This window comes from Citrobacter sp. C348 (genome assembly GCF_047467975.1).
Classification (GTDB): domain Bacteria; phylum Pseudomonadota; class Gammaproteobacteria; order Enterobacterales; family Enterobacteriaceae; genus Citrobacter; species Citrobacter gillenii.
The window spans coordinates 23,533-50,437 of the sequence record NZ_JASJUJ010000009.1 but is presented as its reverse complement, the minus strand read 5'-3'; the positions used below and the strand labels follow the sequence as shown (position 1 = coordinate 50,437).

At 53.1% G+C, this 26,905-nt stretch carries 22 protein-coding genes and 1 pseudogene; 12 read left to right on the top strand and 11 right to left on the bottom strand.

The window, feature by feature from the left end; translation table 11 throughout:
• Positions 1–61: 61 nt before the first annotated feature.
• The 3 genes from QNN86_RS16830 to ebgR all read right to left on the bottom strand — a co-directional run bounded on the left by QNN86_RS16830 (position 62) and on the right by ebgR (position 4,791).
• A complete protein-coding gene (locus QNN86_RS16830) occupies positions 62–511 on the bottom strand; it encodes a beta-galactosidase subunit beta (RefSeq protein WP_115257437.1) in 450 nt (149 codons plus the stop codon).
• On the bottom strand, positions 508–3,600 hold the full coding sequence (ebgA, locus tag QNN86_RS16825) for a beta-galactosidase subunit alpha (RefSeq protein WP_414211855.1): 3,093 nt from the start codon (positions 3,598–3,600) through the stop codon (positions 508–510). Before ebgA ends, QNN86_RS16830 begins: the two co-directional genes overlap by 4 nt.
• Before the next feature lie 207 nt (positions 3,601–3,807).
• Positions 3,808–4,791: a transcriptional regulator EbgR gene (gene ebgR, locus QNN86_RS16820; RefSeq protein ID WP_096755596.1), complete on the bottom strand. Its 984-nt coding sequence runs from the start codon at positions 4,789–4,791 to the stop codon at positions 3,808–3,810.
• Positions 4,792–5,000: 209 nt separating this feature from the next.
• On the opposite strand from ebgR, the gene QNN86_RS16815 reads away from it, so the two are divergent.
• A complete protein-coding gene (locus QNN86_RS16815; RefSeq protein WP_115257439.1) occupies positions 5,001–5,333 on the top strand; it encodes a tRNA-binding protein in 333 nt (110 codons plus the stop codon).
• 89 nt (positions 5,334–5,422) lie between these two features.
• Here QNN86_RS16815 and ygjG read toward each other — a convergent pair whose 3' ends face one another.
• Complete coding sequence (ygjG, locus tag QNN86_RS16810; RefSeq protein ID WP_167456048.1) at positions 5,423–6,802, bottom strand: putrescine aminotransferase; 1,380 nt, start codon at positions 6,800–6,802, stop codon at positions 5,423–5,425.
• Between the two features lie 430 nt (positions 6,803–7,232).
• Between ygjG and QNN86_RS16805 the strand changes: the two genes are divergently transcribed.
• Complete coding sequence (locus QNN86_RS16805; RefSeq protein WP_414211851.1) at positions 7,233–8,753, top strand: methyl-accepting chemotaxis protein; 1,521 nt, start codon at positions 7,233–7,235, stop codon at positions 8,751–8,753.
• A gap of 45 nt (positions 8,754–8,798) precedes the next feature.
• Here QNN86_RS16805 and QNN86_RS16800 read toward each other — a convergent pair whose 3' ends face one another.
• Positions 8,799–9,419: a PadR family transcriptional regulator gene (locus QNN86_RS16800; protein ID WP_414211849.1), complete on the bottom strand. Its 621-nt coding sequence runs from the start codon at positions 9,417–9,419 to the stop codon at positions 8,799–8,801.
• Positions 9,420–9,657: 238 nt separating this feature from the next.
• Here QNN86_RS16800 and QNN86_RS16795 point away from each other — a divergent pair, with 238 nt between their 5' ends.
• Positions 9,658–10,440, top strand: a complete 783-nt coding sequence (locus QNN86_RS16795; RefSeq protein ID WP_153880023.1) for a siderophore-interacting protein — start codon at positions 9,658–9,660, stop codon at positions 10,438–10,440.
• Here QNN86_RS16795 and QNN86_RS16790 read toward each other — a convergent pair.
• Positions 10,437–11,284 (bottom strand): annotated as a pseudogene (locus QNN86_RS16790) (helix-turn-helix domain-containing protein). The gene QNN86_RS16795 and the pseudogene QNN86_RS16790 overlap by 4 nt on opposite strands.
• Positions 11,285–11,351: 67 nt before the next feature.
• On the opposite strand from QNN86_RS16790, the gene cfa reads away from it, so the two are divergent.
• Complete coding sequence (gene cfa / locus QNN86_RS16785; protein WP_181617962.1) at positions 11,352–12,506, top strand: cyclopropane fatty acyl phospholipid synthase; 1,155 nt, start codon at positions 11,352–11,354, stop codon at positions 12,504–12,506.
• 152 nt (positions 12,507–12,658) lie between these two features.
• Here cfa and QNN86_RS16780 read toward each other — a convergent pair whose 3' ends face one another.
• Positions 12,659–14,317, bottom strand: coding sequence for a glycerone kinase (locus QNN86_RS16780; RefSeq protein ID WP_414211846.1), 1,659 nt, complete (start codon positions 14,315–14,317; stop codon positions 12,659–12,661).
• 564 nt (positions 14,318–14,881) lie between these two features.
• Between QNN86_RS16780 and QNN86_RS16775 the strand changes: the two genes are divergently transcribed.
• Both QNN86_RS16775 and dhaR read left to right on the top strand, forming a co-directional pair.
• Positions 14,882–15,979, top strand: coding sequence for a glycerol dehydrogenase (locus QNN86_RS16775; RefSeq protein ID WP_414211844.1), 1,098 nt, complete (start codon positions 14,882–14,884; stop codon positions 15,977–15,979).
• 91 nt (positions 15,980–16,070) lie between these two features.
• The gene (dhaR, locus tag QNN86_RS16770; RefSeq protein WP_414211841.1) at positions 16,071–17,996 is read left to right on the top strand and encodes a dihydroxyacetone kinase operon transcriptional regulator DhaR; all 1,926 of its coding nucleotides are present in this window, start codon (positions 16,071–16,073) and stop codon (positions 17,994–17,996) included.
• Here the strand turns inward: dhaR and QNN86_RS16765 are convergent.
• From QNN86_RS16765 to QNN86_RS16750, 4 genes are read right to left on the bottom strand one after another with little or no spacing between them, the layout of a single operon-like run.
• On the bottom strand, positions 17,974–18,504 hold the full coding sequence (locus QNN86_RS16765; protein WP_182270943.1) for a cob(I)yrinic acid a,c-diamide adenosyltransferase: 531 nt from the start codon (positions 18,502–18,504) through the stop codon (positions 17,974–17,976). The genes dhaR and QNN86_RS16765 overlap by 23 nt on opposite strands.
• Positions 18,505–18,858, bottom strand: a complete 354-nt coding sequence (locus QNN86_RS16760; RefSeq protein WP_414211839.1) for a glycerol dehydratase reactivase beta/small subunit family protein — start codon at positions 18,856–18,858, stop codon at positions 18,505–18,507.
• A 16-nt stretch (positions 18,859–18,874) separates the two neighbouring features.
• Complete coding sequence (gene dhaT / locus QNN86_RS16755) at positions 18,875–20,038, bottom strand: 1,3-propanediol dehydrogenase (protein ID WP_414211837.1); 1,164 nt, start codon at positions 20,036–20,038, stop codon at positions 18,875–18,877.
• A 22-nt stretch (positions 20,039–20,060) separates the two neighbouring features.
• Entirely contained in the window at positions 20,061–20,489 is a 429-nt protein-coding gene (locus tag QNN86_RS16750; protein ID WP_096755609.1) for a GlcG/HbpS family heme-binding protein, read from the bottom strand.
• A gap of 393 nt (positions 20,490–20,882) precedes the next feature.
• Here QNN86_RS16750 and QNN86_RS16745 point away from each other — a divergent pair, with 393 nt between their 5' ends.
• From QNN86_RS16745 to QNN86_RS16720, 6 genes are all read left to right on the top strand, one after another.
• Entirely contained in the window at positions 20,883–22,550 is a 1,668-nt protein-coding gene (locus QNN86_RS16745; RefSeq protein WP_181617956.1) for a propanediol/glycerol family dehydratase large subunit, read from the top strand.
• A gap of 11 nt (positions 22,551–22,561) precedes the next feature.
• Positions 22,562–23,146 (top strand): propanediol/glycerol family dehydratase medium subunit, encoded by a 585-nt coding sequence (locus QNN86_RS16740; protein ID WP_182270946.1) that lies wholly within the window; start codon positions 22,562–22,564, stop codon positions 23,144–23,146.
• Between the two features lie 2 nt (positions 23,147–23,148).
• On the top strand, positions 23,149–23,577 hold the full coding sequence (locus tag QNN86_RS16735; RefSeq protein ID WP_071697585.1) for a diol dehydratase small subunit: 429 nt from the start codon (positions 23,149–23,151) through the stop codon (positions 23,575–23,577).
• A gap of 10 nt (positions 23,578–23,587) precedes the next feature.
• Positions 23,588–25,402, top strand: coding sequence for a diol dehydratase reactivase subunit alpha (locus tag QNN86_RS16730; protein ID WP_414211833.1), 1,815 nt, complete (start codon positions 23,588–23,590; stop codon positions 25,400–25,402).
• 134 nt (positions 25,403–25,536) lie between these two features.
• The gene (locus tag QNN86_RS16725; protein WP_181617953.1) at positions 25,537–25,836 is read left to right on the top strand and encodes a DUF1889 family protein; all 300 of its coding nucleotides are present in this window, start codon (positions 25,537–25,539) and stop codon (positions 25,834–25,836) included.
• A 697-nt stretch (positions 25,837–26,533) separates the two neighbouring features.
• Entirely contained in the window at positions 26,534–26,872 is a 339-nt protein-coding gene (locus tag QNN86_RS16720) for a helix-turn-helix domain-containing protein (protein WP_181617952.1), read from the top strand.
• Positions 26,873–26,905 lie beyond the last annotated feature (33 nt).

The following is a 26,905-nucleotide window of genomic DNA, read 5'->3' as shown; positions in this document are numbered from 1 at the left end:
CATCTCCGATTCCTGATTATTGTAGGGTACTGGCGGCACAACTTCTGTGCCGCCTGTCTTTTTATTTATTATGAAAATAACCATCTTCGATGGTGACTTTGAGTACGACTTTCTTCACCGCGCTATTACAGATAAAGCGGTAGGCTTCGTGGTTGTCGCAAATAACCAGCTGCCCTTCGTGTACTTCTACCGTTTTTCCGCATCCCTTCAGGTATTCGCGATCGGTTTCATCGCGATAGTATTCAACCACCTGTAAATCCTCTTTGGCGGCATACTCAATTTTTTGCTGCCCTTGCAGGTAGTAATGCACCTCAAAGTAACGGCGATGACCGGTAAATAGCGCATCGGTAGCGGAGTCGGTCTCCACGCGGTAAGTGAGCGAATCACCGATGGAATGGGCGACGCCGGGCTGAATGTTGTCGATATTTTCAATCGCCTCAACGCAGCGCTGCCACTTCCGACCTGAAGCGTAGAGTTGTCGGAACTGCTCTAAGTTATCGATGATCCTCATTTTGTATTCTCGCTGTGCAAATTCGTGGAAAAGAACTCCGTGCCAAAGGCGCGATTAGCAGTGGTCTGAACGGTGGCCTCGGTGCCGGAAATGGGCAGCAACGTAAAGCCGTAGTTGAACTCGCGGAACCAGACGCGCCAGGCGTCGAGCACCTCGCTTCCCCAGGAGTTGGAACCCAGGCCCAGTAGCTGATGGTCCAGATTCAGAGAGATGTCATCGCTGCGCTGGAGTTCATTGCAGTGCTGTGCGGCAAAGAGATTTTCGGGCGTATAGCGCCAGGCACTTAAATTGACAGGACGTTGTGGGACGACCAGCAGACCGTTGCCATGGCGGTTGGTCAGCGCTGCCCAGCGCACATCCTGGCGATTGCCGTTGTTTTGGGGGAACGGGTAGTTCTCGAACATCGCATCTACGGTCGAACGCCAGATATCGATAATGTTGGCCTGCTGGCTGTCGGCGTAATTCTCGCCCGGACCACGTCCGTAATACGCGACTTGCCCCAAATCACCGTTGATGCCCATGGTGAAGCCAATGCACGGAATAATGTGCGGATACTCGCCGTAAGGCTGACCGGAAAGCTCAACATTCAGCTGACCGTCGACCGTTACCCGCCAGCGGTAGGTGCAACGCATACCGAAATCAAATACCGGCGGGGCGATGATCGTCTGGCTGGTAATCACCACCGCATTGTCAGTGTGTTCGAGGGCAAAATCCCGCAGATGCTCCTGCATAATCTGTAAATGATTTGGCTGCCAGAGACCTTCGAACTCCTGTTTGTGGTTATCAATCGTCGGCTTGAAGAAATTTATCTTCGGCTCGCGGGTAATGAGCTCTTCGCCATTCACGTTCCAGCTGATGGGCTTCCCGTTCAGCTTTGAGAAGGTTATCGCGAAGTTATAGCCGCGAACGGTGCAGCGCAGGCGATCGTCTTCCAGCGTCAGGGCGCTGGCGTTTTGCTGACTAAACGGCACTGGCGTAGCGGTTCTGGCCTTTAGCGGGAACTGGTAAGTGGCAATATGGTGCCCGGCGTCGCTGTAGGACGTGCGGGAGTCTTTGCTGACGATGACATTGAGAAAGGCTTCCCTCTCATCCAGCGTCGGCAGCGTGCAGTGCAGCAGTGCGTCGCTGTTGGGGGCCACGTCGTGAAGTTTAATCCGCTGCGTGGAGAGCGTTTCTCCTTCGGCCCGCACTTCAATTTGCAGGGTGTAGTCGTCAAGCGTGGTGAACCACAGCTTATTTGCGACACGCAGTTCACCGCGCGTCAGGTCCTTCGCGTAGACCTTCACTGGGGCGATCACCTGCTTATACTCTTTCAGACCCGGTCCCGGTGTTTGATCGGGGTAAATCAGGCCGTCGAGGCAGAAGTTGTAGTTATTCGGGTAGTCGCCGTAGTCACCGCCAAATTTATACCAGACGTTGCCGTTATCATCTTTTGCCTGAATGCCATGGTCGCACCATTCCCAGACATAGTGTCCTTGAATGCAATCGTGCTGGTAAAAAACGTTTTGATATTCCGTCAGCCCGCCGGGGCCGTTACCCATGGCGTGGGCGTATTCGCAGATGATGCGTGGTTTCGGATGCGGATATTCACCAAACTCATTCATCAGCGGCACGCGGGTATACATGGTGGAAATAATGTCCACCACTTCGGCGTCGCGATCTTCTTCGTAATGCACCAGACGCGTGTTATCCAGCGCTTTCGCAGCGTGGTACATGGCACGAATATTACAGCCGTACCCGGATTCGTTGCCCAGTGACCAGATGACGATCGACGGATGGTTTTTCTGTGCGTGGATGTGGCGCACGATGCGCTCAACGTATACCGGTTCCCAGGTCGGATCGTCGGTGATGCGACTGATATCGCCGACGTTGGCGAAGCCGTGGGATTCGACGTCGGTCTCGGCCATCACAAACAGGCCGTAGATATCGCACAGCTCATAGAAGCGCGGATCGTTCGGGTAATGCGCGGTACGCACCGAGTTAATGTTGTGCTGCTTCATCAGCAGCAGATCTTTTTCGACCCGATCCATTCCGACCGCGCGGCCTTTCAGATGATCGTTATCGTGGCGGTTAACACCGTGCAGCATTACGTAGTGGTTGTTGATGTAAAACAGCCCGTCGCGGATCGTAATGTCGCGGAATCCGACGCGCTGCGGAACCACCTCAATAATATTGCCGCTGGCATCTTTTAACGTCATCACTAAATGATAAAGATACGGCGACTCAGCCGACCACTGCTGTGGCGCACTAACCTCGAAATCAAAGGCAGTACGGGTGAGCTTATCGAGAGTCAGATGACTGATAACACCGCTGTGCAGCACCCGCTCGCCGTCAAATAAGGTGTATTCCAGCGAGGTCTGTGCCGGTGAATCGGCAAGGTTTTCCAGCACAATGTCGCAGGAGAGAGTGGCATCACGGTAGTTATCATCGAACTCGGTACGAACGGTAAAATCCTGAATATGGGTCGCCTGCTTGCCCACCAGATAGACGTCGCGGAAGATCCCCGCAGACCACCACATATCCTGGTCTTCGACGTAGGTAGAGTCTGCCCACTGCATCACGCGCACACACAGCAGGTTGTCACCGGTGTGCACCATTGCGCTGATATCAAATTCGGCCGTCAGACGACTGCCCTTGCTGAAGCCCACGTACTGGCCGTTGACGTACACTTCGAAGTAGGTTTCAACGCCGTCGAACTTAATCAGCGTTTGTTTTCCCTGCCAGCCTTCGCTGAGGGTAAACATCCGCTGATATGCACCGGTCGGGTTATCGGTGGGGACGTAGGGCACATCAATCGGGAACGGGAAACCTTCGTCGGTATATTGCAGCTTGCCGTGTCCTTCCATCTGCCACATGCCGGGGACGGTGATGCTGCCCCAGTCGTGCATATACTGCGACGTAAAGGCTTCTGGCACCTGCAGCGGATGCTCAAAGAACTGAAAATTCCACTGACCGCTTAGCAGTTGAAAAAGGCTGCTGGTTTCACGGGCAAACGAGCGAGCCTGCGCAACCGAGTCATAAGAGAAAAAGTATGCGCGTGGCGCCAGTCGATTTTCGTGGGTGAGCTGAATGTTTTCCCAGCGATTCATAAGGCCTCCCGGTGGAGAGAAATCGGAACCATTCAAAGTGATGGTGAGTAAGTGTCATTGCAGGTGATTTTAGTAAAAGTTTTACTAAAATATAGCGAGTAAGATGATTTACTTTAACTTGATCACGAAAATAACCCGTGCAGAGAAAAACAAGGCATGACAAAGCATGCCCGGTATCAGAAGAAACCGGGCGCGAAAAAAGGGAGGTTAGCGGGTGGTGCCGCGCAGTTTCAGCTTGCTGGGCACGAAAACCAGCAGCGGCAGCGCGCGTCCGTCACGGGCTTTTTCAAACAGCAAGTTAACGCCCTGACTGCCCATCATTTCTGAATGGATACGCACGGTGGACAGCGGAGGGAAGGTGAATCGTGCCGTCGGAATGTCATTGACGCTAATCAGCGAAATATCCTGTGGAATCGCCAGGCCACGTTCGTGAATTGCGCGCAGAACGCCAATGGCGATTGAGTCTGAGGCGACAAACAGGGCGCTGGGATAATCTTCTTTGGCCAGCATTTTTTTCGCCAACTCATAACCTGACGAGCTGGAGAATCCGCCACGATAGATATCGTGTTCCGAGACCACCTGCTGCAGGCGACCGTATTCGACAAACGCGGCCTCGCGGATATCCGCTTTGCCCGGCTCGTCTTCACCGCCGATGAAGCCAATGCGGGTCACGCCCTGGGCGATGAAAAAATCGATACTCTCTTTGCTGATGCGGGTCAGATCGATATCGACGGCATCATAGTCGCTGCCGGGTTCATGAAAGTCGATAAAGCAGATGTTGTCGGTCAGCGCGGTTGCTGCAGCGCGCTGGGCAGGAGATGGCTTACCAACGATGAGAATGCCGGTAATATTTTTATGGTCGGGCAACCCGCTGTGTTCATAGCAGTTGGTCAGTTCGATCCCCAGCTTTTCACATTGCGTTTCAATCCCGTGTCGTATAGCGAGATAGTAAGGATCGTTGATTTCCAAATCCTGCTGGTAGCTGTAGAGCGCCAGAATATGCTGGGGGCCGACCGTACTGGTCTGGTGTTTACGCGCGCTGCTGGTTTTGTACTCCAGCTTTTCCGCGATCTCCAGAATGCGACGCTTGGTTTCTTCTTTTACGTTTAGCGTCGGGTCATCATTTAACACCCGGGACACTGTCGCCAGGGATACACGAGCTTCGATTGCGATGTCTTTAAGTGTTGCCATGTTTACCTTTTCCCTGAGTTACCCCCGCATTGTAAATGAAGTGCTTATCTATTCACCTGTTTTCAGTAAAAAAAGTACCTCTAATTGACATATTCACGGTAAAACCCCGCTTTCAGAGTGTGATGGGCGCATCATTTTACGGCTTTTGAGAACAATGCCAGGACGGTTTTTTGCTAACATTTAGTAAAATTTTACCAAAGGAGAAAAGAATGGACACGATCGCATTTACGGATTTCGCCCGAATGGAAATTCGCGTGGGAACAATTACCCAGGTAAAGCGTCATGACAATGCCGATAAACTCTACATCGTTCAGGTTGATGTCGGCGAACGAACGCTGCAAACCGTGACCAGCCTGGTGCCTTACTACCGCGAAGATGAGCTGATGGGGAAAACGGTGGTGGTGCTGTGTAATCTGCAAAAAGCGAAAATGCGCGGCGAAACGTCAGAATGCATGCTGTTGTGTGCGGAAACGGACGATGGCAGTGAAAGCGTGCTGTTGACGCCAGAGCGCGTGATGCCCGCAGGCGTGCGGATTGTGTAAGCGTGTCATGCTGCCGGATGGCGGCTACGCCCTATCCGGCCTACATGTGATCCCGTAGGCCGGATAAGTGCAGCGCCATCCGGCGTCTGTCACACTTGCTCCACGCTGACGCGTAATGCGGCCAGCGCTTTACGCGTTGAGCGTAATACCAACTCACATTGTTCGATGGTTAACGTGAGCGGTGGTTCGATGCGGATCGTCTTCGCGTTGTTCAGCGTTCCGGCAACCAACACCCGCTGGCGGAACATCTCGCTGGCAAAGTTGTAGCCGATCTCATTATCAACAAATTCGATCGCCATCAGCATGCCTTTACCGCGTACGTCCTGCACCAGATCCGGGTATTCCCGCGCCAGATGTCGGAAGCCATCCAGCAACATATCGCCTTTTTGTTCTGCCTGAGCCGGTAAATTCTGCTCCAGCAGGACATTGATGGTTGCGAGTGCCGCCGCACAGGAAAGCGGGTTGCCGCCAAAGGTGGTGGTGTGCAGGAATGGGTTATCGAACAGCACGGAGAACACCTCTTCGGTCGCGATGGTCGCACCGATAGGCATCACGCCGCCGCCTAGCGCTTTCGCCAGACACATAATGTCGGGCTGCACGTTTTCGTGCTCGCAGGCGAACATCTTGCCAGTACGACCCATGCCGGTTTGCACTTCATCAAGGATCATCAGCGCGCCAAACTCGTCGCACAGTTTGCGCACGGCGGTCAGATAGCCTTGCGGCGGCAGGATCACGCCACCTTCACCCTGGATCGGCTCAAGGATCACGGCGGCCACATCGTCACCGGTCTTTTTACACTCGCTGAGCACGGTACGCATCGCGTCAATGTCACCAAACGGAACATGACGGAAGCCCGGCAACAGCGGCATAAACGGTTTACGAAACGTGGATTTGGCCGTTGCGGACAGTGCGCCCAGCGATTTTCCGTGGAAAGCGCCGCTGGTGGCAATAAAGGTAAATTTGCCGCGTGGCGACTGATAGGCCTTCGCCAGCTTCAGCGCCGCTTCAACCGACTCGGTTCCGCTGTTGCAAAAGAAGCTGTATTTCAGCTTGCCGGGTGCCAGTGCGGCGAGCGTTTTCGCCAACATGGCCCGCAAGGGGTCAAGCAATTCCTGGCTGTGCAGAGGTTGTTTGGCGAGTTGATTCTGTACGGCGGAGACCACTACTGGATTACGGTGCCCCACGTTGAAAATTCCAAAACCGCCCAGGCAGTCAACAAATTCCTGTCCCTGGGTGTCGACAAGCGTATTCAGGCTTCCCGCTTGCCACTCTACGGCTCCGTAATCCCCGCCGGCAGTTACAGATTTTCGATACTCTAAGAACCCCGGATTGACATGCTCTTTGAAGTATTCAATGACCTCTCGGTTAAGTGCTTTCATTTCCTCATGATCAAGCGTTCGCTTTTCGATGAGGTTCAGTGCGTGTGCGCTGCAGGCCAGGGCCGATGCGCTGGAAGGTAACCTGTTCAAAATATGCTCCCGGAGTTCGCGTATCACATGATACTGAATTAAGTATTGCAGGGATTACGCCATCCCGGCGCGCTTAACGAAAATCGGGATAAACACCAGGATACATTTCATTTGCGAAACATTTAATGCCAAAAGTTAACATTTGGCGGTATTTTGCCCAGGTTGACTCTCTGAAAACAGGTGAGATACGCGATCTTCTGCGCCAAAAACAGGCAGAAGTTGCACTGTGACGGTGCGCAGAGTGAAGCCTGATTGAATAGTTACAGGATGAAAGTATTTTAAATCAATGAATTAGAAAACATACAAATTCTGAGGTTTAATCGCAAATTGCGATCTAAATCAAATTTAACAACTAAAGATAAAAAAATTATCGCCGAAATAACATATGCCGAAAAAGTTAACAACCAGATAACCTGCATAGGACGCAACCATGTCTTCTGATCCCTACGTTAGTCAGCAGCATACTCCGCTGGATGATGATATTACCCTCATGTCGACTACCGATTTACAAAGCTACATCACTCATGCGAATGACACGTTTGTCCAGGTTAGCGGCTATCAGCTGAGCGAGCTGCTCGGCAAGCCGCATAATCAGGTTCGTCACCCGGACATGCCCAAGGCGGCATTTGCTGATATGTGGTACACGCTGCAACAGGGGGAGCCATGGAGCGGCATTGTAAAAAATCGCTGTAAAAACGGCGATCACTACTGGGTGCGAGCCAATGCGGTGCCGATGGTACGTGAAGGGCGAATGACCGGGTATATGTCGATTCGAACCCGGGCGACGCAGGAGGAGATTGCGGCGGTCGAGCCGTTGTATCAGGCGCTAAATGAAGGACGTTGCAACAAACGCATCCATAAGGGACTCGTGGTGCGTAAAAGTTGGCTGGGAAAGCTGCCGGCGCTGCCGGTTCGCTGGCGGGTGCGCAGCGTGATGACACTGATGTTTGCCGTGCTGGCGGCAGCGTTGCAGCAAATGGGCGCGGCGTGGCCGCTGCTGCTGGTGAGTGCGCTGGTGATGCTGGCGGGTACGGCGATTTTCGAATGGCAAATTGTACGCCCGATAGAAAATGTCGCCCGCCAGGCGCTGAAAGTGGCGACCGGCGAGCGCAACAGCGTGACGCACCTGAACCGCAGCGATGAGTTGGGTCTGATGCTGCGATCGGTTGGCCAGTTGGGATTAATGTGTCGCTGGCTTATTCATGACGTTTCAAGCCAGGTATCCTGCGTGCGCAACGACAGCGAAACACTGGCAAAAGGGAGTGAGGATTTAAACAAGCATACCCAGCAAACGGTTGAAAACGTGCAGGAAACGGTGACGACGATGAACCAGATGGCGGCGTCGGTGAAGCAAAACTCGGCGACAGCATCTGCGGCTGACAAACTCTCGATTGCCGCCAGCAGTGCGGCAACGCAGGGAGGCGAGGCGATGGAGACGGTGATCAAAACGATGGACGATATCGCCAGCAGCACCCAGCGTATTGGCACCATCACCACGCTGATTAACGATATTGCTTTCCAGACCAATATCCTGGCATTGAATGCGGCGGTTGAAGCGGCGCGAGCGGGCGAGCAGGGGAAAGGGTTTGCCGTCGTGGCAGGGGAAGTACGCCATCTTGCCAGCCGGAGCGCCAGTGCGGCGAATGACATCCGCAAGCTGATTGATGCCAGTGCCGACAAGGTGCAGTCCGGATCCAGCCAGGTTCACGCCGCTGGCCGCACGATGGACGACATTGTGGCGCAGGTACAGAACGTCACCCAACTGATCGCACAAATCAGCCATTCGACGCTGGAACAGGCAGACGGGCTGACCAGCCTGACTCGCGCGGTGAATGAGTTGAGCAACATTACGCAGAAAAATGCCGAGCTGGTTGAAGAGAGCGCGCAAATTTCTGTGCGGGTGAAACATCGCGCCGGGCGCCTGGAAGATGCGGTGACGGTGCTGCATTAAGCGCAGCTATTCAGGCGGAACACCGGGTTCCGCCCGATGACCCGATTAATCCAGTTGAGCGATATCCAGCGCTGCGCGATCGATAATACCGATGATTTTTTTGATCTTCGCATCGCTGGTGTCACCGTGATTGACCCGCAGATCCAATACGGCTTTGAAGTTCTCCAGCGCACGTTTCATCTGCGGGTTCTTACGTAATTCAAAGCCCACGCAGCGTGCTTTAACGCGTTCATGAATAAGCGCCAGATGCTCGCGATTCTCCTCCAGCCACTGCTGGCCTTGCGCCGTGATCGTGATCTGTTTACGCCCACCTTCCTCTTCGCTGATGACAATCAGCTCTTGATCCTGCAAGAAATCCAGCGTCGGATAAATCACCCCTGGACTTGGCGTGTAGTGGCCCTGGGTCAGCGTTTCGATGGCTTTGATCAGCTCATAGCCGTGGCTGGCATCGCGGGTCAAAATATCCAGAATCACCAGGCGTAATTCGCCGTGACCGAAGAAACGCTGACGACGCCCGCCGCCACCGCGGCCATGGCGATGCCCGCAGCCGTGCTCGTGGTGATGTCCTTCACTGTTGCAGCCTTCGTGGCGATGTTCTTCGCCTTTGCAGCAACCTTCGTGTGGGTGATCTGTATGTTTGCAGCAACCGTCATGGTGGTTTTGCATAGTAGTCTCCAGATGTTATTTCGATATATCTAATTTATATCTAAAAGTTATGATTTTGCAAGTGCGTGATAGGCTGGTGTTTTAATTGATTGATTTTCATGTCAATTATTATCAATGGTGAGAAGGGGATTTACGCCGTGGCGTGTATCAAAAAAATGCTTGCAATCTTTGTTATTAGCAATCATTATCATTTGAATGTTAATTTAGATATATCGTATTATCCTCACGAAGGCGAAAAATGACAAAAAACACCTCACGCTACCCCCAGCGCGTTCGTAATGAACTGCGCTTCCGTGAACTTACCGTCCTGCGCGTTGAGCGTATCAGCGCAGGTTTTCAGCGCATCGTGCTGGGCGGGGAGGCGCTGGACGGCTTCAGCTCACGCGGCTTTGATGACCACGCCAAAGTTTTCTTTCCTGAGCCAGGCAGCCATTTTGTGCCGCCGGTGGTTACCGATGAGGGCATCGTCTGGGCTGACGGTGTGCGCCCTGCGTCCCGGGATTACACGCCGCTATACGATGATGCGCGTCATGAACTGGCGCTGGATTTTTATATTCACGACGGTGGAGTGGCGAGTACGTGGGCGATGCATGCCCGTGCAGGGGATACACTGACGATTGGCGGACCGCGCGGCTCGCTGGTGGTACCGGAAGAGTATGCGTATCAGGTTTATGTGTGCGATGAATCGGGAATGCCTGCATTGCGCCGTCGCCTGGAAGCGCTCTGTCGTTTAGCGCGACGCCCGAACGTCACGGCGCTGGTGAGCGTGCAGGATGCGGCATATCAGGACTACCTTGCCCATCTGGATGGGTTTGCTATCCAGTGGTTTGTCGGGCATGACGAACAGGCGGTGGATGACGCGCTGGCTCGGCTGACGGTGCCTGCAGACGATTATTTCATCTGGGTAACCGGCGAAGGGAAAGTGGTAAAAAATTTGAGCGCCCGTTTTGAAACCGAGGCGTTTGACCCGCAGCGGGTGCGTGCGGCAGCCTACTGGCATCAGCGGAAAGCGGCTGATTAATAATTTGACGGCGGAACGCCAAATGCCTGGCGGAACGCGTAGCTAAACGCCGCGGTGCTCGAATACCCCACGTCGAGCGCCACGGCGGTAACGCTTTTATTTTTCTTCAGCATTAACACCGATTCCAGAATACGCATCTTTTGCTTCCAGACGCTGAACGGTAACCCGGTTTCTTTTTTGAAATGACGCGAGAAAGTTCGGGCGGACATGCCAAGATGATTAGCCCAGTACTCCACCGAGTGTTCCCGTGCGGGAGATTCCTGTATTGTCCGGCACACTTTTGTTAATTCTGCATCCTGCGGCCAGGGTAATACAAAGGCGACTTCCGGTAATTGCAAAATAATATCGACCAGCACGCTCACCAGTTTTCCTTCTTTTGACTGGCTATCATAATGGCCTGAAATGACGTTGGTGGCGTAATGAATAAACTCTCTGGCGAAATCACTGATCGCCACCACTTTACACTCGTCGATGCGCTTCTCAAGAAAGCCTGGCTTAATATCCAGATTCTCTAAATACACGTCATCCAGCGCCCATACCGCATGCTCAATATTATTCGGGATCCAGATACCGTAATGTGCGGGAATTATCCAGCATTTACCGGCGACATCAATGCGCATACTGCCCTTACGGGCGAAGTGAAACTGGGTAAATGCGTGTGAATGCGGTGGAACATGGTTATTCGCTTCAAGGACATAAGAACGAAAGTACACGTCCTGCGGCAGTTCCGCCATTGAATCATCCGGGAAAGAACTCCACTGTTTTTGCCTGAGGGTGTCCATAAAAAATACCTGATACTTCCGGTGATGTGGCTTCTGTTCGATAGATCTTGTCCGCAAATCATAATACATACACCCTGTTTTCCATAATAATCTTGCGTAAGAATTATTCGTCCACCTTTGGTAAATACCATGAATTCGCTGTGTTCTGATGCTGTCATCGTCAATGAAACAAATGATAACTGGACCCGAATGGGGAAAGACCTGCTCCAGCAGGCTGATATCCAGATTAATGGTTCGCGCGCCTGGGACATTCAACTTCACCATGCCGGTTTCTTTAAACGGGTGCTGCAACAAGGCTCGTTAGGGCTGGGTGAAAGCTATATGGAAGGCTGGTGGGATTGCGAGCGGCTCGATATTCTGTTCTGCAAAATCCTTAAAGCAAAACTCGACCAAAAAATGCCGGGCAATCTGAAAGATATTTTACGCATTGCCAGCGCGCGTTTGTTTAATCTGCAATCACGCAGCCGTGCCTGGATTGTCGGCAAAGAACACTACGATATAGGTAACGATCTTTTCGCCCTGATGCTTGATCCCCACATGCAATATTCCTGCGGCTACTGGAAAGACGCGACAACATTAGACGACGCGCAGAATGCCAAATTAAAAATGATTTGCGAGAAGCTGCAATTGCAACCGGGCATGCGTTTGCTGGATATCGGTTGCGGCTGGGGCGGGCTGGCTGAATATGCCGCACGCCATTATGGCGTAGCGGTAGACGGGGTTACCATCTCGAAAGAACAGCAGAAAATGGCGCAACAGCGCTGTGACGGGCTGGATGTCACTATTCTGCTGCAGGATTATCGCGACCTCGATAAACACTATGATCGTATTGTCTCCGTGGGGATGTTTGAACACGTGGGCCCGAAAAACTACGACACCTATTTCAGTATTGCCGACCGCTGCTTAAAACCCGATGGATTGTTCCTGCTGCATACCATTGGCAGCAATAAAAAAGGGATGAGTGTGGATCCGTGGATCAATAAATATATCTTCCCAAACGGCTGTTTACCGGCGATTTCCCACATTGCCGAGGCCAGCGAATCGCGGTTTGTGATGGAGGACTGGCATAACTTCGGCAGCGACTACGATAAAACGCTGATGGCCTGGCATGAACGGTTTAACCAGGCATGGCCGACGCTGTCGTCGCGTTATTCCGCGACCTTCAAAAGGATGTTTAATTACTATTTATGCGCGTGTGCTGGGGCATTCCGTGCCAGAGATATCGAGCTTTGGCAGGTGCTGTTTAGCCGCGGCGTAGAGGGCGGCATTCGCGTTTATCGTTAACGTTTTGCCGGAGTGCGTACTTCGTAGGCCGGATAAGGCCTTTCTTCGCCGGATGGCGGCGCAAACGCCTTATCCGGCCTACAAAAGCGAGCAAACCGCAGGCCTGATAAGCGTAGCGCCATCAGGCATTGATAACCGGTAGAACGAAGAACTTAGCCCAACTCACTCTCTGCCAGCGCTTTAAACACCATTGCTACCGCGTGTGCGCCGGGGTCCATATTACCAAGCAGGCTCTCACTGCTGAGATACGACGCGCGCCCGGCGTTGGCTTTGCTCGACAGGCAGGTCCGTTCTGCGCCTGCCAGCGCAGCGTCATAGGCGGCTTGCAGGTTATGTGGTTGTGCCAGTAACGATGTTAGCGCGGGCTGCAGCGCATCAATCATCGTACGATCGCCTTCATCTGCACCACCGTAGAACTTCATCTGGGCGAGCCCCGTATTTAGCGCATCGGCGACTCCGGCACCCTGCTCCAGCTTTTGTCCGGCGGCGGTAAAGAAAATTGACATCAATACGCCGCTGGAGCCCCCCATGACCACGGTCAGGCGCTCGCCAATCAGTGCAAACAACGTGGCAAGGTTATCCAGCGGGAGCTGCTGGTGATGCAGCAGGTCGGCAATTTCACGCGCACCTGCGGCAAAGGTTGACCCGGTATCGCCGTCGCCGACTTTCGCATCCAGCGCATTGAGGTGAGATTCAAGATTAGCAAGCGTACCGGTGACCTGCGCAATAATCCCGGCAACCTGTTCGTTAGCCGAAGGCTTAAATTCTACGCGTGCACTGCGCTGAGATGACGGCACGGTCGTGATGTCACGTGGCGGCACGGGCGTTGACCAGTTACTGGTTTCCACTTCGGTCAACAGCGCTTTTTCGATGCTTTCTTCCAGCACCATGGCGGTCAGCGAGAAGCCTTTCATATCCAACGCGGTGACCAGCGAGGCCGGGCCAATCAGCCAGTCGATACGTGCGTGCAGCGGGCTGTTGGCCAGTTCGCGGGTAATGATGGCCATTTCGGCAACGGAGACGCCGCCGAGGTTATTGATCATCACTGCCAGACGTCCGGTTTCCGGCAGGGCGGCCATCAGCTTCTCGACCATCAGATTAACCACCTGCGCGCTGTTTTGCGTGTCAATCACCGACGCACCCGGCTCGCCGTGAATGCCCATGCCCAGCTCTGCATGGCCCGGATGGTGACGCGGAGCCTCGTCGGTCTCCTGTGGCAAATGACAGCTGGAGAGTGCGACGCCCAGGCTGAAGGTGTTGTTCGCCGCATACTGCGCTTCACGCAGCACGGTAGCGAGGTTGTAGCCACGTTCGGCGAAATAGCCGGCAACTTTGTGTACCAGGATGGTGCCAGCGATCCCGCGTGGGTGCTTGTTATCCGGTAGTGAAATGTCGTCGCCGACGATCAGCATGTCGACGTTATAACCGAGCCGACGCGCTTTTTCGGCGGCCAGGCCAAAATTTAGGCGATCGCCGGTATAGTTCTTCACGATCAGCAGGCAGCCTGCCTCACCGGTCACCGCCTGAATGGCAGTCAGTACCGCATCGACGCTCGGCGAGGCAAACACGTCACCGCAAACCGCGGCAGTTAACATGCCTTTACCGATAAATCCAACGTGGGCGGGTTCGTGACCTGAGCCACCGCCGGAGATCACCGCGACGTTCTCTTTGTTGAGGTCGCGACGCACCACGATGCGGATGGCCGGATCGCTCTCCAGGCGTGCCAGGTTATTCCACGGACTGGCGATAATCGTACCGTCGATGACATCGTTAACGAGATGGGTACGCTGGTTAAAAAAGAATTGAGACATAACGGCTCCGGCAGGTTGAGTATTAAACAAACCCCCGAATGCATGGTCATGGTAGCGGAGGCGATGGAGAGATTCTGGCCGAGTCAGCGCGGAAAAAAATTCAAGTAAAATAAGTTTCATTTCGGAACGTAAAAACTATTTTTTGTTCCTAAATGGAACGTAATGACGAGTGGAAATGGCTAAATGCGAACCCACGCGGCTTTTTTCACCGGCCGTCAGGGCAGGGTGTTCGGGACAGTGCGCTTTTTTTTGCCGGTTATTCCGGCGGTAGATAACGAAAAGGCGAAACCGGGCCTCTTTGCGTGACAGAAATATGGGCTAAAGGAACGGATCGGGATCGCAAACCTTATCTTTTTTAGGGTTAATTGTTTCAATATGGAACGTATTTTCCTTTTATCCGTTTCATATCAGAACAAAAAGACGAATGATTTTTTTGTACTCGCCTCGCCATACAGTGATTGCATCGCTCCGGTAGCGCTTTGTTTTCGCCGTTAGCATCAGGCTAAACAGGTCAATGCCAGGGCTCATCATGTCAAAACATGTACTTATTTGAGGATGAAAGGAATGCTAAACGTTATTCAATCTCCAGCCAAATATCTCCAGGGCCCTGATGCATCTATCTTATTTGGTCAATATGCTAAAAATCTGGCGGACAGCTTTTTTGTGATTGCGGATGATTTCGTGATGAACCTGGCGGGAGAGAAAGTGCTCAATGGCCTGCATAATCACGATATTAGCTGCCATGCGGAACGCTTTAACGGCGAATGCAGCCATGTGGAAATTAATCGTTTGATTGCCATTCTGAAGCAACACGGTTGCCGTGGCGTGGTCGGGATCGGCGGCGGCAAAACGCTGGATACCGCCAAAGCGATTGGCTATTACCAGAAGCTGCCGGTGGTGGTGATCCCGACCATCGCCTCGACCGATGCGCCAACCAGCGCGCTGTCGGTCATTTATACCGAAGCCGGTGAGTTTGAAGAGTATCTGATCTATCCGAAAAACCCGGATATGGTGGTGATGGATACCGCGATTATCGCCAAAGCGCCGGTGCGTTTGTTGGTTGCCGGGATGGGTGATGCGCTCTCTACCTGGTTTGAAGCGAAGGCCTGTTATGACGCCCGCGCGACCAGCATGGCAGGTGGACAGTCGACTGCGGCGGCATTGAGCCTGGCGCGACTGTGTTATGATACGTTGTTGGCAGAAGGCGAAAAGGCGCGTTGCGCGGCGCAGGCCGGCGTCGTAACCGATGCGCTGGAGCGCATTGTGGAAGCGAACACCTATCTTAGCGGTATTGGTTTTGAAAGCAGCGGCCTCGCGGGGGCGCATGCGATTCATAACGGCTTCACGATACTGGAAGAGTGTCACCATTTGTACCATGGCGAAAAAGTCGCGTTTGGCACGCTGGCACAGCTGGTGTTGCAGAACAGCCCGATGGAAGAGATCGAAACCGTGCTGGCATTCTGTCAGAAAGTCGGCCTGCCGGTCACCCTGGCGCAAATGGGCGTGAAAGACGGCATTGACGACAAAATTCATGCTGTTGCCAAAGCCACCTGCGCAGAAGGTGAAACCATTCACAACATGCCGTTCCCGGTGACGCCTGAAAGCGTGCATGCCGCTATTCTGACGGCAGACCTGTTGGGACAGCAGTGGCTGGCGCGTTAATCAGACATCAGTAACGCTCTGCGCCGGCATCTTCTCCCCTCTGACCGTCTCTGTCGGAGGGGGTATCCAGGGTAAAACAGCGGAAAGGGATATGACGGCGCACACTCAGAACATTGGAAAGGACGTCTCTTCGGTTATTGCCCAGTCATGGCACCGTTGCAGTAAGTTTATGCAGCGGGAAACCTGGCAGGCGCCGCATCAGGCGCAAGGGCTGACGTTTACCTCGATTTGCCGCCGCAAGACTGCGCTGGTGACGATTGCTCAGGCCGCACTGGAAGACGCCTGGGAGTTTATGGATGGTCGTCCCTGTGCGCTGTTTATCCTCGATGAGTCCGCCTGTATTCTCAGCCGCTGCGGCGATCCACAGACGGTGGAACAGCTGGCGGAGCTGGGTTTTCTCGACGGCAGCTACTGTGCGGAGAGTATTATTGGTAGCTGTGCACTGTCGCTGGCGACTATGCCGGGGCAGCCAACAAAAACTTCAGGCGATCAGCACTTTAAAAAAGCACTACATCCGTGGTCGTTCTGCTCAACGCCGGTATTTGATAACCACGGGCGACTGTTTGGCTCCATCTCGCTGTGCTGCCTGGTGGAACATGAGTCCGTTTCCGATCTCTCCCTGACGCTGGCGATTGCCAGAGAGGTAGGCAATTCGTTGCTGACCGACAGCCTGTTGGCCGAATCTAATCGCCATCTGAATCAGATGTACGGACTGCTGGAGAGCATGGATGATGGCGTGATGGCATGGAACGAACAGGGTGTGCTGCAGTTCCTCAATGCGCGTGCCGCCATGCTGTTGCATCTGGATGTGCAAGCCAGTCAGGGGAAAAATCTTCATGACCTGGTGAATATGCCGATGCTGCTGCGCCGGGCAATCAAACATGCTCGTGGCCTCAATCACGTCGAAGTCACCTTTGAGAGCCAGCACCAGTTTGTTGATGCGGTGATCACTTTAAAGCCGATTGTGGAAGAGCAGGGCAACAGCTTTATTCTGCTGCTGCATCCGGTCGAGCAAATGCGCCAACTGATGACCAGTCAGTTGGGCAAAGTAAGCCATACTTTTGAGCAGATGTCGGCGGACGATCCGGAAACCCGACGGCTGATCCATTTTGGTCGCCAGGCGGCGAGGGGAAGTTTTCCGATCCTGCTGTGCGGCGAAGAGGGCGTCGGTAAAGAGCTGCTCAGTCAGGCGATCCACAATGAAAGTGAACGGGCCAGCGGCCCGTATATCGCCGTAAACTGTCAGCTGTATGCCAACAGCGTGCTGGGACAGGATTTTATGGGCAGCGCGCCAACCGATGATGAAAACGGCCGACTAAGCCGCCTTGAACTGGCGAACGGCGGTACGCTGTTTCTGGAAAAAATCGAATATTTGGCACCGGAGTTACAGTCTGCATTGTTGCAGGTGATCAAGCAGGGGGTGCTGACCCGTCTCGACGCCCGACGCCTGATCCCGGTGGATGTGAAAGTGATCGCCACCACCACGGTCGATCTTGCCAATCTGGTGGAACAAAACCGCTTTAGCCGTCAGCTGTATTACGCGCTGCACTCGTTTGAAATCGTTATTCCGCCGCTGCGCGCGCGGCGGAACAGCATTCCGGCGCTGATTTATACTCGCCTGAACAGCCTGAAAAAACGCTTTTCATCCAGCCTGAAGGTGGATGATGACGCGCTGGCGCAGCTGGTGGCCTATTCGTGGCCGGGCAATGATTTCGAGCTGAACAGCATTATCGAGAACATCGCCATCAGCAGCGAGAATGGCCATATTCGCCTGAGCAACCTGCCAGATTATCTGTTTGCCGAACGACCGGGTATGGATACGACATCTTCGCTGCTGCCTGCCAGCCTGACGTTTACCGCCATCGAAAAAGAGGCGATTATCCACGCCGCCCGCGTCACCAGCGGGCGCGTGCAGGAGATGTCGCAGCTGCTGAACATTGGGCGCACCACGCTGTGGCGCAAGATGAAGCAGTACGACATCGACGCCAGCCAGTTTAAGCGCAAACATCTGGAGTAGTTTCTTCGATTCTGGCCATCGAAAAGAGCGCGTCGGACAAGCGATTGATATATTGCTTTAGTTCGTCACGCACGGCGAGCGTTCTGTCCATCGCCGTGAGAATACGCTCCAGTCGACGCGCCAGCGTGCGCGCTACGTGTAGTTGTGCAGATGCGAGGTTTTTCCCCGGAATGACAAATTCTTTCAGCGGGCCGCTGTGCGCCATATTGCGGTCGATCAGCCGCTCCAGTCTCTGAATATCTTCATCGCTAATCGTCTGCTTCAGACGAGTGATCCCTTTATCGTCGCTGGCGAGTTCTGCACCCAGCACAAACAGCGTCTTCTGGACGGTATGCAGATCCTCGCGTAGCTCGGTCTGGTGGGTTGTGGCATAGCACACGCCCAGTTGGGAAATCAGTTCATCTACCGTGCCATAGGCGTTAACGCGGATGTCGTCTTTGTCGATGCGGCTGCCGCCAAACAGCGCGGTGGTGCCTTTATCGCCGGTTCGGGTATAGATGCGATACATTTATGTTATCTCACTGAAGGGAAGCACGTTGACCAGTTGGCCTGCGTTGGCGCCGAGCGTGCGGATCTGCTCGATCCCGGCGGCGATATGCCCGCAGATCAGCGCCCGATCCTCGGGCAACTGGGTATGCGTTAAGGCAATCTCGCCGCTCACGCTGAGGCCGAGACCTACGCGCAGCGCCGAGCTTTTTGCTGCCCGTCTGCTGAGCGCCAGCGCGCTGCCGCTGTCGTTGCAGCTGGTGGCCCGGCACGGGACGCCTTGCTCTTCCAGCCCCCAGCATAGTTCATCAAGCACACGGGAATCCTGCCAGCATGGGTGATAAAACAGGTTTACGCTCGGTGATGAAAATGGCATCGCGTCCCCTTTGTTGTCAGAAAGCCTGATGGAAGATCGCGGCAATTTCTTTCTCGTTACCTTTACGTGGGTTCGAGAACGCGTTGCCGTCCTTCAGCGCCATCTCTGCCATATACGGGAAATCGGCCTCTTTTACGCCCAGTTCGCGCAGATGCTGTGGAATGCCGATATCAGCAGACAGGCGGGCAATAGCGTGAATCGCCAACTCGGCGGCGTCCATGGTAGACAGGCCGTCGGTGTTCTCGCCCATAAACTCGGCAATGTCGGCAAATTTTTCCGGATTAGCGATCAGGTTATAACGTGCCACGTGCGGTAGCAGTACGGCATTCGCCACGCCGTGCGGCATGTCATACAGGCCGCCAAGCTGGTGCGCCATGGCATGTACGTAGCCGAGGTTGGCGTTGTTAAAGGCCATCCCCGCCAGCAGTGAAGCGTAGGCCATGTTCTCACGAGCTTTCAGGTTGCTGCCCAGCGCTACGGCCTGGCGTAAGTTACGGGCGATCAGGCGGATTGCCTGAATAGCGGCGGCATCGGTGACCGGATTTGCATCTTTGGAAATGTAGGCTTCCACGGCGTGGGTCAAGGCATCCATCCCGGTGGCCGCGGTCAGAGGCGCAGGTTTGCCGAGCATCAGCAGCGGATCGTTAATCGATACTGACGGCAGGTTGCGCCAGCTGACAATGACAAATTTCACTTTTGTTTTGGTGTTGGTCAGTACGCAGTGACGGGTCACTTCACTGGCGGTACCGGCGGTGGTGTTGACCGCAATGATAGGCGGCAGCGGGTGGGTCAGGGTTTCAATTCCGGCATAGCTGTAGAGATCGCCTTCGTGAGTGGCCGCGATACCAATACCTTTACCGCAGTCATGTGGGCTACCGCCGCCGACGGTGACAATAATATCGCATTGCTCCTGACGAAACACCGCCAGGCCATCGCGTACGTTGGTGTCTTTGGGGTTTGGCTCGACGCCGTCAAATATTGCTACTTCAATACCGGCTTCACGCAAATGCGTGAGCGTTTTATCTACCGCACCGTCTTTAATTGCCCGCAGGCCTTTATCGGTCACCAGCAGGGCTTTTTTCCCACCCAGTAGTTTGCAGCGTTCACCCACTACGGAAACGGCATTGGGGCCAAAAAAGTTCACATTTGGCACCAGATAATCAAACATACGATAGCTCATAATATACCTTCTTACGTTTATTTTATAATTCAGAGAAGCAATATAGTGCGGTTTCAGCTAATAGCTGATCCTGTTCGACGGTGCCACCACTCACGCCGACGGCGCCAATTATTTTTCCATTTAATATAACTGGTAACCCCCCACCGAAAATAATAATGCGCTGTTGGTTGGTGAGCTGTAGGCCATAAAGAGATGCACCGGGTTGCACCGCATCGGTAATTTCGTGAGTACCCTGTCGAAGGCAGCAGGCGGTCCAGGCCTTATTGAGTGAAATATCGCAGCTGGTGACAAACGCCTCATCCATGCGCTGGATCAGCAGCGTGTTTCCGCCGTGGTCAACAACGGAAAAGACGACCGGAACGTTGATTTCAAGCGCTTTAGCCTCAACGGCGGCTGCCATTTTCTGTGCGGCCGCCAGCGTGATGGTGGCGATGGGTTGGCTCTTATTCACGGTATCTCCTGTTAATTGTGTAGGGCTGAGGTCACGAAAAATATCGCGCGGCAGCTATTTTTTATCATTGGGTTTTCTTTATTTTCGCGCAGCACGTTATTAAGTCAATACAGTAAAATAATCTAAAATAGCAAGTAAGTGATCTTCCTTTGGCGTTTATTGATAATGATCATTTAACCTCGTCACAATTCTCTATGGATATTCCAAATACGCGTTTCAATATGAAACGATGCGTTTTAATTGCGTGCCAAATTGGAACGTAATTAATTTTATTTTTTTATTAGTCTGCTCATTTAAAGTTCGGCTATTGCTGATAAAGGCGATTGCTGGGACGGTAAACCACCAGCGATACGGCCCGGCGTCCTTATTATTTACTTTTTGAGTCAACGCGCTATGAGAAGATCAAAACGATTCGAAGTTCTTGCCCAGCGGCCTGTCAATCAGGATGGGCTGATTGGCGAATGGCCGGAAGAGGGGCTGATCGCCATGGAAAGCCCCTACGATCCCGCGTCGTCGGTGAAGGTGGAAAATGGCCGTATTGTGGAACTGGACGGTAAAGATCGTGCACAGTTCGACATGATTGACCGTTTTATTGCTGACTACGCGATTAACATCGCGGAAACCGAACGGGCAATGCAACTCGACGCGCTGGACATCGCCAGAATGCTGGTGGATATCCACGTCAGTCGGGAAGAGATTATTGCCATTACCACCGCCATCACCCCGGCGAAAGCGGTGGAGGTGATGGCGAAAATGAACGTGGTGGAAATGATGATGGCGCTGCAAAAAATGCGCGCCAGACGTACACCCTCTAACCAGTGTCACGTCACCAACCTGAAAGATAACCCGGTGCAAATTGCCGCCGATGCCGCCGAGGCGGGGATCCGTGGTTTTTCCGAGCAAGAAACGACCGTAGGCATCGCCCGCTATGCGCCGTTTAACGCGCTGGCGCTACTGGTTGGTTCGCAGTGCGGCCGTCCTGGCGTGCTTACCCAATGTTCCGTTGAAGAAGCCACCGAACTGGAACTGGGTATGCGCGGCTTAACCAGCTACGCCGAAACGGTGTCGGTATACGGTACAGAGTCAGTGTTTACCGACGGCGATGACACGCCGTGGTCAAAATCCTTTCTCGCCTCGGCCTACGCTTCCCGCGGGCTGAAGATGCGCTACACCTCCGGCACTGGCTCGGAGGCGCTGATGGGATACTCAGAAAGCAAATCAATGCTGTATCTGGAGTCGCGCTGCATTTTTATCACTAAGGGCGCGGGCGTTCAGGGACTGCAAAACGGCGCGGTCAGCTGTATTGGTATGACCGGGGCGGTACCGTCGGGGATCCGTGCTGTGCTGGCGGAAAACCTGATTGCCTCGATGCTCGACCTCGAAGTGGCGTCGGCGAATGACCAGACCTTCTCGCACTCCGATATTCGCCGCACCGCCCGTACATTGATGCAGATGCTGCCCGGTACCGACTTTATCTTTTCCGGCTACAGCGCGGTACCGAACTACGACAACATGTTTGCTGGGTCGAACTTCGATGCCGAGGACTTTGATGATTACAACATTCTGCAACGTGATCTGATGGTTGATGGCGGTCTGCGTCCGGTAACGGAAGAGGAAACTATCGCTATTCGCAATCAGGCGGCTCGCGCTATTCAGGCGGTGTTTCGCGAGCTGGGCCTGCCGCTGATTAGCGATGAAGAGGTTGACGCCGCCACCTATGCTCACGGCAGCAAAGATATGCCCGCGCGCAATGTGGTAGAGGATTTGGCCGCGGTGGAAGAAATGATGAAGCGCAATATCACCGGGCTGGATGTTGTTGGCGCGCTGAGTGCCAGCGGTTTTGACGATATCGCCAGCAACATTCTCAACATGTTGAGGCAGCGTGTGACCGGCGATTATCTGCAAACATCCGCCATTCTGGATCGCCAGTTCGAGGTGGTCAGCGCCGTTAACGACATCAATGATTATCAGGGACCCGGCACCGGCTATCGCATCTCTGCCGAACGCTGGGCGGAAATTAAAAATATTGCGGGTGTGGTTCAGCCTGGCAGCATTGAATAAGGCGGTATGCGGTGGAATGTACAACTGAACGTAAGCCGGTTTTCACCTTGCAGGTTAGCGAAGGCGAGGCGGCAAAAGCGGACGATCGCGCGGATGAAGTGGTGATTGGCGTTGGGCCGGCCTTTGATAAATACCAGCATAAGACCCTGATTGATATGCCGCACAAGGCAATCCTGAAAGAGCTGGTGGCCGGAATTGAAGAAGAGGGATTACATGCGCGGGTGGTCAGAGTTTTGCGCACCTCGGATGTCTCCTTTATGGCCTGGGATGCAGCAAATCTGAGCGGTTCCGGCATCGGCATTGGTATTCAGTCGAAAGGAACCACGGTGATTCATCAGCGTGATTTGCTGCCGCTGAGCAACCTGGAGCTTTTTTCTCAGGCCCCGCTGCTGACGCTGGAAACCTATCGCCAGATTGGTAAGAACGCCGCGCGTTACGCACGCAAAGAGTCGCCCTCGCCGGTACCGGTCGTTAATGACCAGATGGTGCGACCGAAATTTATGGCCAAGGCTGCGCTGTTCCACATTAAAGAAACAAAACACGTGGTGCAGGATGCCACGCCTGTCACGCTGCATATTGCCTTAGTAAGGGAATGACGATGAACGAAAACATCATGACCGCGCAGGATTATCCGTTAGCGACTCGCTGCCCGGAGAAAATCCTCACGCCCACCGGAAAGCCGTTAACCGATATTACTCTTGAGAATGTACTGGCAGGGCGCGTAGGGCCACAGGATGTGCGTATTTCTCAGCAAACGCTGGAGTATCAGGCGCAGATCGCCGAGCAGATGCAGCGTCACGCCGTGGCGCGTAATTTCCGTCGTGCGGCGGAACTGATTGCCATCCCGGATGCTCGCATTCTGGAAATCTACAATGCGCTGCGCCCATTTCGTTCTTCATTTACGGAGTTACAGGCCATTGCCGATGAACTGGAGCACACCTGGCATGCCACGGTGAATGCCGGGTTTGTCCGCGAGTCGGCAGACGTGTACCAGCAGAGAAACAAGCTGCGTAAAGGCAGTCAGTGACGGAGGCGGTATGCCGTTAATTGCAGGGATTGATATCGGCAACGCCACCACGGAAGTGGCGCTGGCGCAGGATGGCCGGTTTGTTGCCAGCGGGATCGTCGCGACCACGGGCATGAAAGGTACGCGGGATAACATTGCCGGGGTTGTGGCCTCCCTGCAGCAGGCGCTGGAAAAAACGTCGTCGTCGCTTCAGGACGTGACAAAAATCTGCATCAACGAGGCCGCACCGGTCATTGGTGATGTGGCGATGGAGACGATTACCGAAACCATCATCACTGAATCGACAATGATTGGTCATAACCCGCAAACGCCAGGCGGTGTTGGCGTAGGGATGGGTACCACGATCGCCGTGGAGAAACTGGCATCGTTGAGCCACGATCGGTTTGCGCAGGGCTGGATCCCGCTGGTGGGCGCAGAGATGGATTTTCTCGAGGCGGTGTGGCTTATCAATACAGCGCTGGATCGCGGCGTCGATGTGGTGGCGGCGATCCTGAAAAAGGACGATGGCGTACTGGTCAATAATCGTCTGCGACGAACGCTGCCGGTGATTGATGAAGTCACGCTGCTGGAGAAGGTCCCGGAAGGTGTGCTGGCGGCGGTAGAAGTGGCGGCAGCAGGACAGGTGGTTCGGGTACTGTCGAATCCTTATGGCATCGCCACTTTCTTTGCCCTGACGCCGGAGGAAACAAAAACGATCGTCCCGATCGCCAGGGCACTGATCGGCAACCGATCCGCTGTGGTGCTGAAAACCCCGCAGGGCGATGTGCAATCACGGGTGATCCCGGCGGGCAAGATCTTTATCAGCGGTGAAAAGCGCGGCGGAGAAGCCGATGTGGCCCAAGGCGCTCAGGCAATTATGCAGGCGATGAACGCCTGTGCGCCGGTCTGCGACATTCGCGGTGAGGCCGGTACTCACGCGGGTGGCATGCTGGAGCGCGTGCGTAAGGTGATGGCCTCGCTGAGCGGGCACGATACGAATTCAGTACACATTCAGGATCTGCTGGCGGTCGATACGTTTATTCCCCGTAAAGTCCAGGGCGGTGTTGCCGGGGAATATTCAATGGAAAACGCGGTTGGCATTGCGGCGATGGTGAAATCCGATCGGCTACAGATGCAGACGATCGCCCGTGAGCTGAGTGTGCGGCTGAATACGCCGGTTGAAGTGGGGGGCGTGGAGGCCAATATGGCGGTGGCTGGGGCATTGACGACGCCAGGATGCGCCGCGCCGCTGGCGATCCTCGACTTAGGTGCCGGATCCACCGATGCCGCGATTATCCATAACGATGGCACCGTTAAGGCGATACATCTGGCGGGAGCAGGGAACATGGTCAGCTTGCTTATCAAAACGGAGCTCGGCTTGAGCGATCCTTTTCTGGCAGAGGAGATAAAAAAATATCCGCTGGCGAAAGTGGAGAGTCTGTTCAGTATTCGCCACGAGAACGGCGCGGTGGAGTTCTTTCGTGAACCGCTCAGCCCGTCGGTGTTCGCCAAAGTGGTGTATCTGAAAGCGGGCAAAGCCATCCCCATTGAGAACCAGACGTCGCTGGAGAAAATACGGCTGGTACGTCGTCAGGCCAAGGAGAAGGTCTTTGTGACGAACTGCCTGCGCGCATTGCGGCAGGTCTCACCCGGCGGCTCAATTCGCAACATCTCTTTTGTGGTGCTGGTGGGGGGGTCATCGCTGGATTTTGAAATCCCGCAGATGATCACCGACGCGCTGGCGCATTACGGCGTTGTTGCCGGTCAGGGCAATATTCGGGGAACCGAAGGGCCACGAAATGCGGTGGCAACCGGGCTGGTTTTGGCTGGTGATGCGAAAAAATAGTGCAGAAAACCACCACCGCAAGCGTTTGGTTGCGGCATAAATCAAATAAAGGCAACGTTCTCTTTGATATCCCGGCTGACTTGGGTACATAGTATAAAGGTGTTTAATACGCGGTTAATTTTAAGGATAAGAGCATGCCAACAGCAATTGAGAAAGCATTGGATTTTATTGGTGGTATGAACACATCGGCGTCAGTACCCCATTCCATGGATGAAAGTACGGCCAAGGGAATTTTAAAATATTTGCATGATTTAGGTGTGCCAGTGAGCGCAGCAGATGTGATGGCACGCGGTGAGCAAGAGGGATGGAATCCTGAGTTCACAAAAAAAGTCGCTGGATGGGCTGAAAAAGTCGCCTCCGGTAACCGTATCCTTATCAAGAACCCTGAGTACTTTTCGACCTATATGCAGGAGCAGCTCAAAGAACTCGTGTGAGCTGACTATCGAATAAAACGCTAACGGACGTTTCCACTTTCAAGGTGGTGGCGTCCAAAAGAGTTGCCCTCAACCAGCCAGACAGTGCCGATTTTTTTGCGTTGGCGCAGATGGACACATTGTCTACCGCTCCGCTTAATTGAACGTGTTGAATCCTCTAATTTAACTTCAGCATTAACATTATCAGATTAACGCTGGACGGTGGGGTGCTTTTACGCTGCCCGGAATGTGCGTGGTTACCCTATTGAAACTAATTTTTAATACTTTGCTAAACGACGGTTAAGACTTTTCTCGAATTTATTTATTTATGAAACCTAACTGATAAATCGACATTTCTTTTGTTTTGCCAACTATTTCTCGACGACTAATGTAAATTTTAAGAATAGAAAACTCTTAAATAACATGGGCTTTAATTGAGTTCGGTTACTTATTTTATTATTGATAATATCTAAAATAATAAAAATTATTAAATCATTGAGTAATATTTAACTATTTCATTTTTTAATACTTTTGGAATTTAACTCTATTTGTTTTGATTTATCTGATTTTTTTCACTTCCTTATTAAAAATGCATGAAATAATTGTCTTTGTTTTTTCTTTTATTAATTGTTTTTAACTAATGTTTCTATTTTTGCATGGTTATTGCACCTTTGAAAAGAAAAGTATATTTTGGTAAAAAGTTATTGAGGCGTTTAATATGGATTTAATTAATTATGACTCTAGGCTTCGTCATCTTATGGATGTGGATTTTAGGTCCATACTAACGTTTATCGTTTTTGTTGACACGGGCAGTTTGTATGGTGCCTCACTGGTACTTGATTGTTCTGCATCATCTATTAGCCTGCACTTGAAAAGAGTCAGAAGTTACTTTAATGACACCCTTTTCATACGTGAAGGCCGCAATCTCAATCCTACTAAATATGCTGTGGAATTAAGTCATCAACTTAAACTTGCATTTTATAATCTTGATACTGTTTGTCATGGGGAAAGTGCTGTTGCCGATTGTGAATTAGCTATCGGTGAAAATAAAAATTAATGAAACATAACCATTGGTTATGCTAAATAGTGC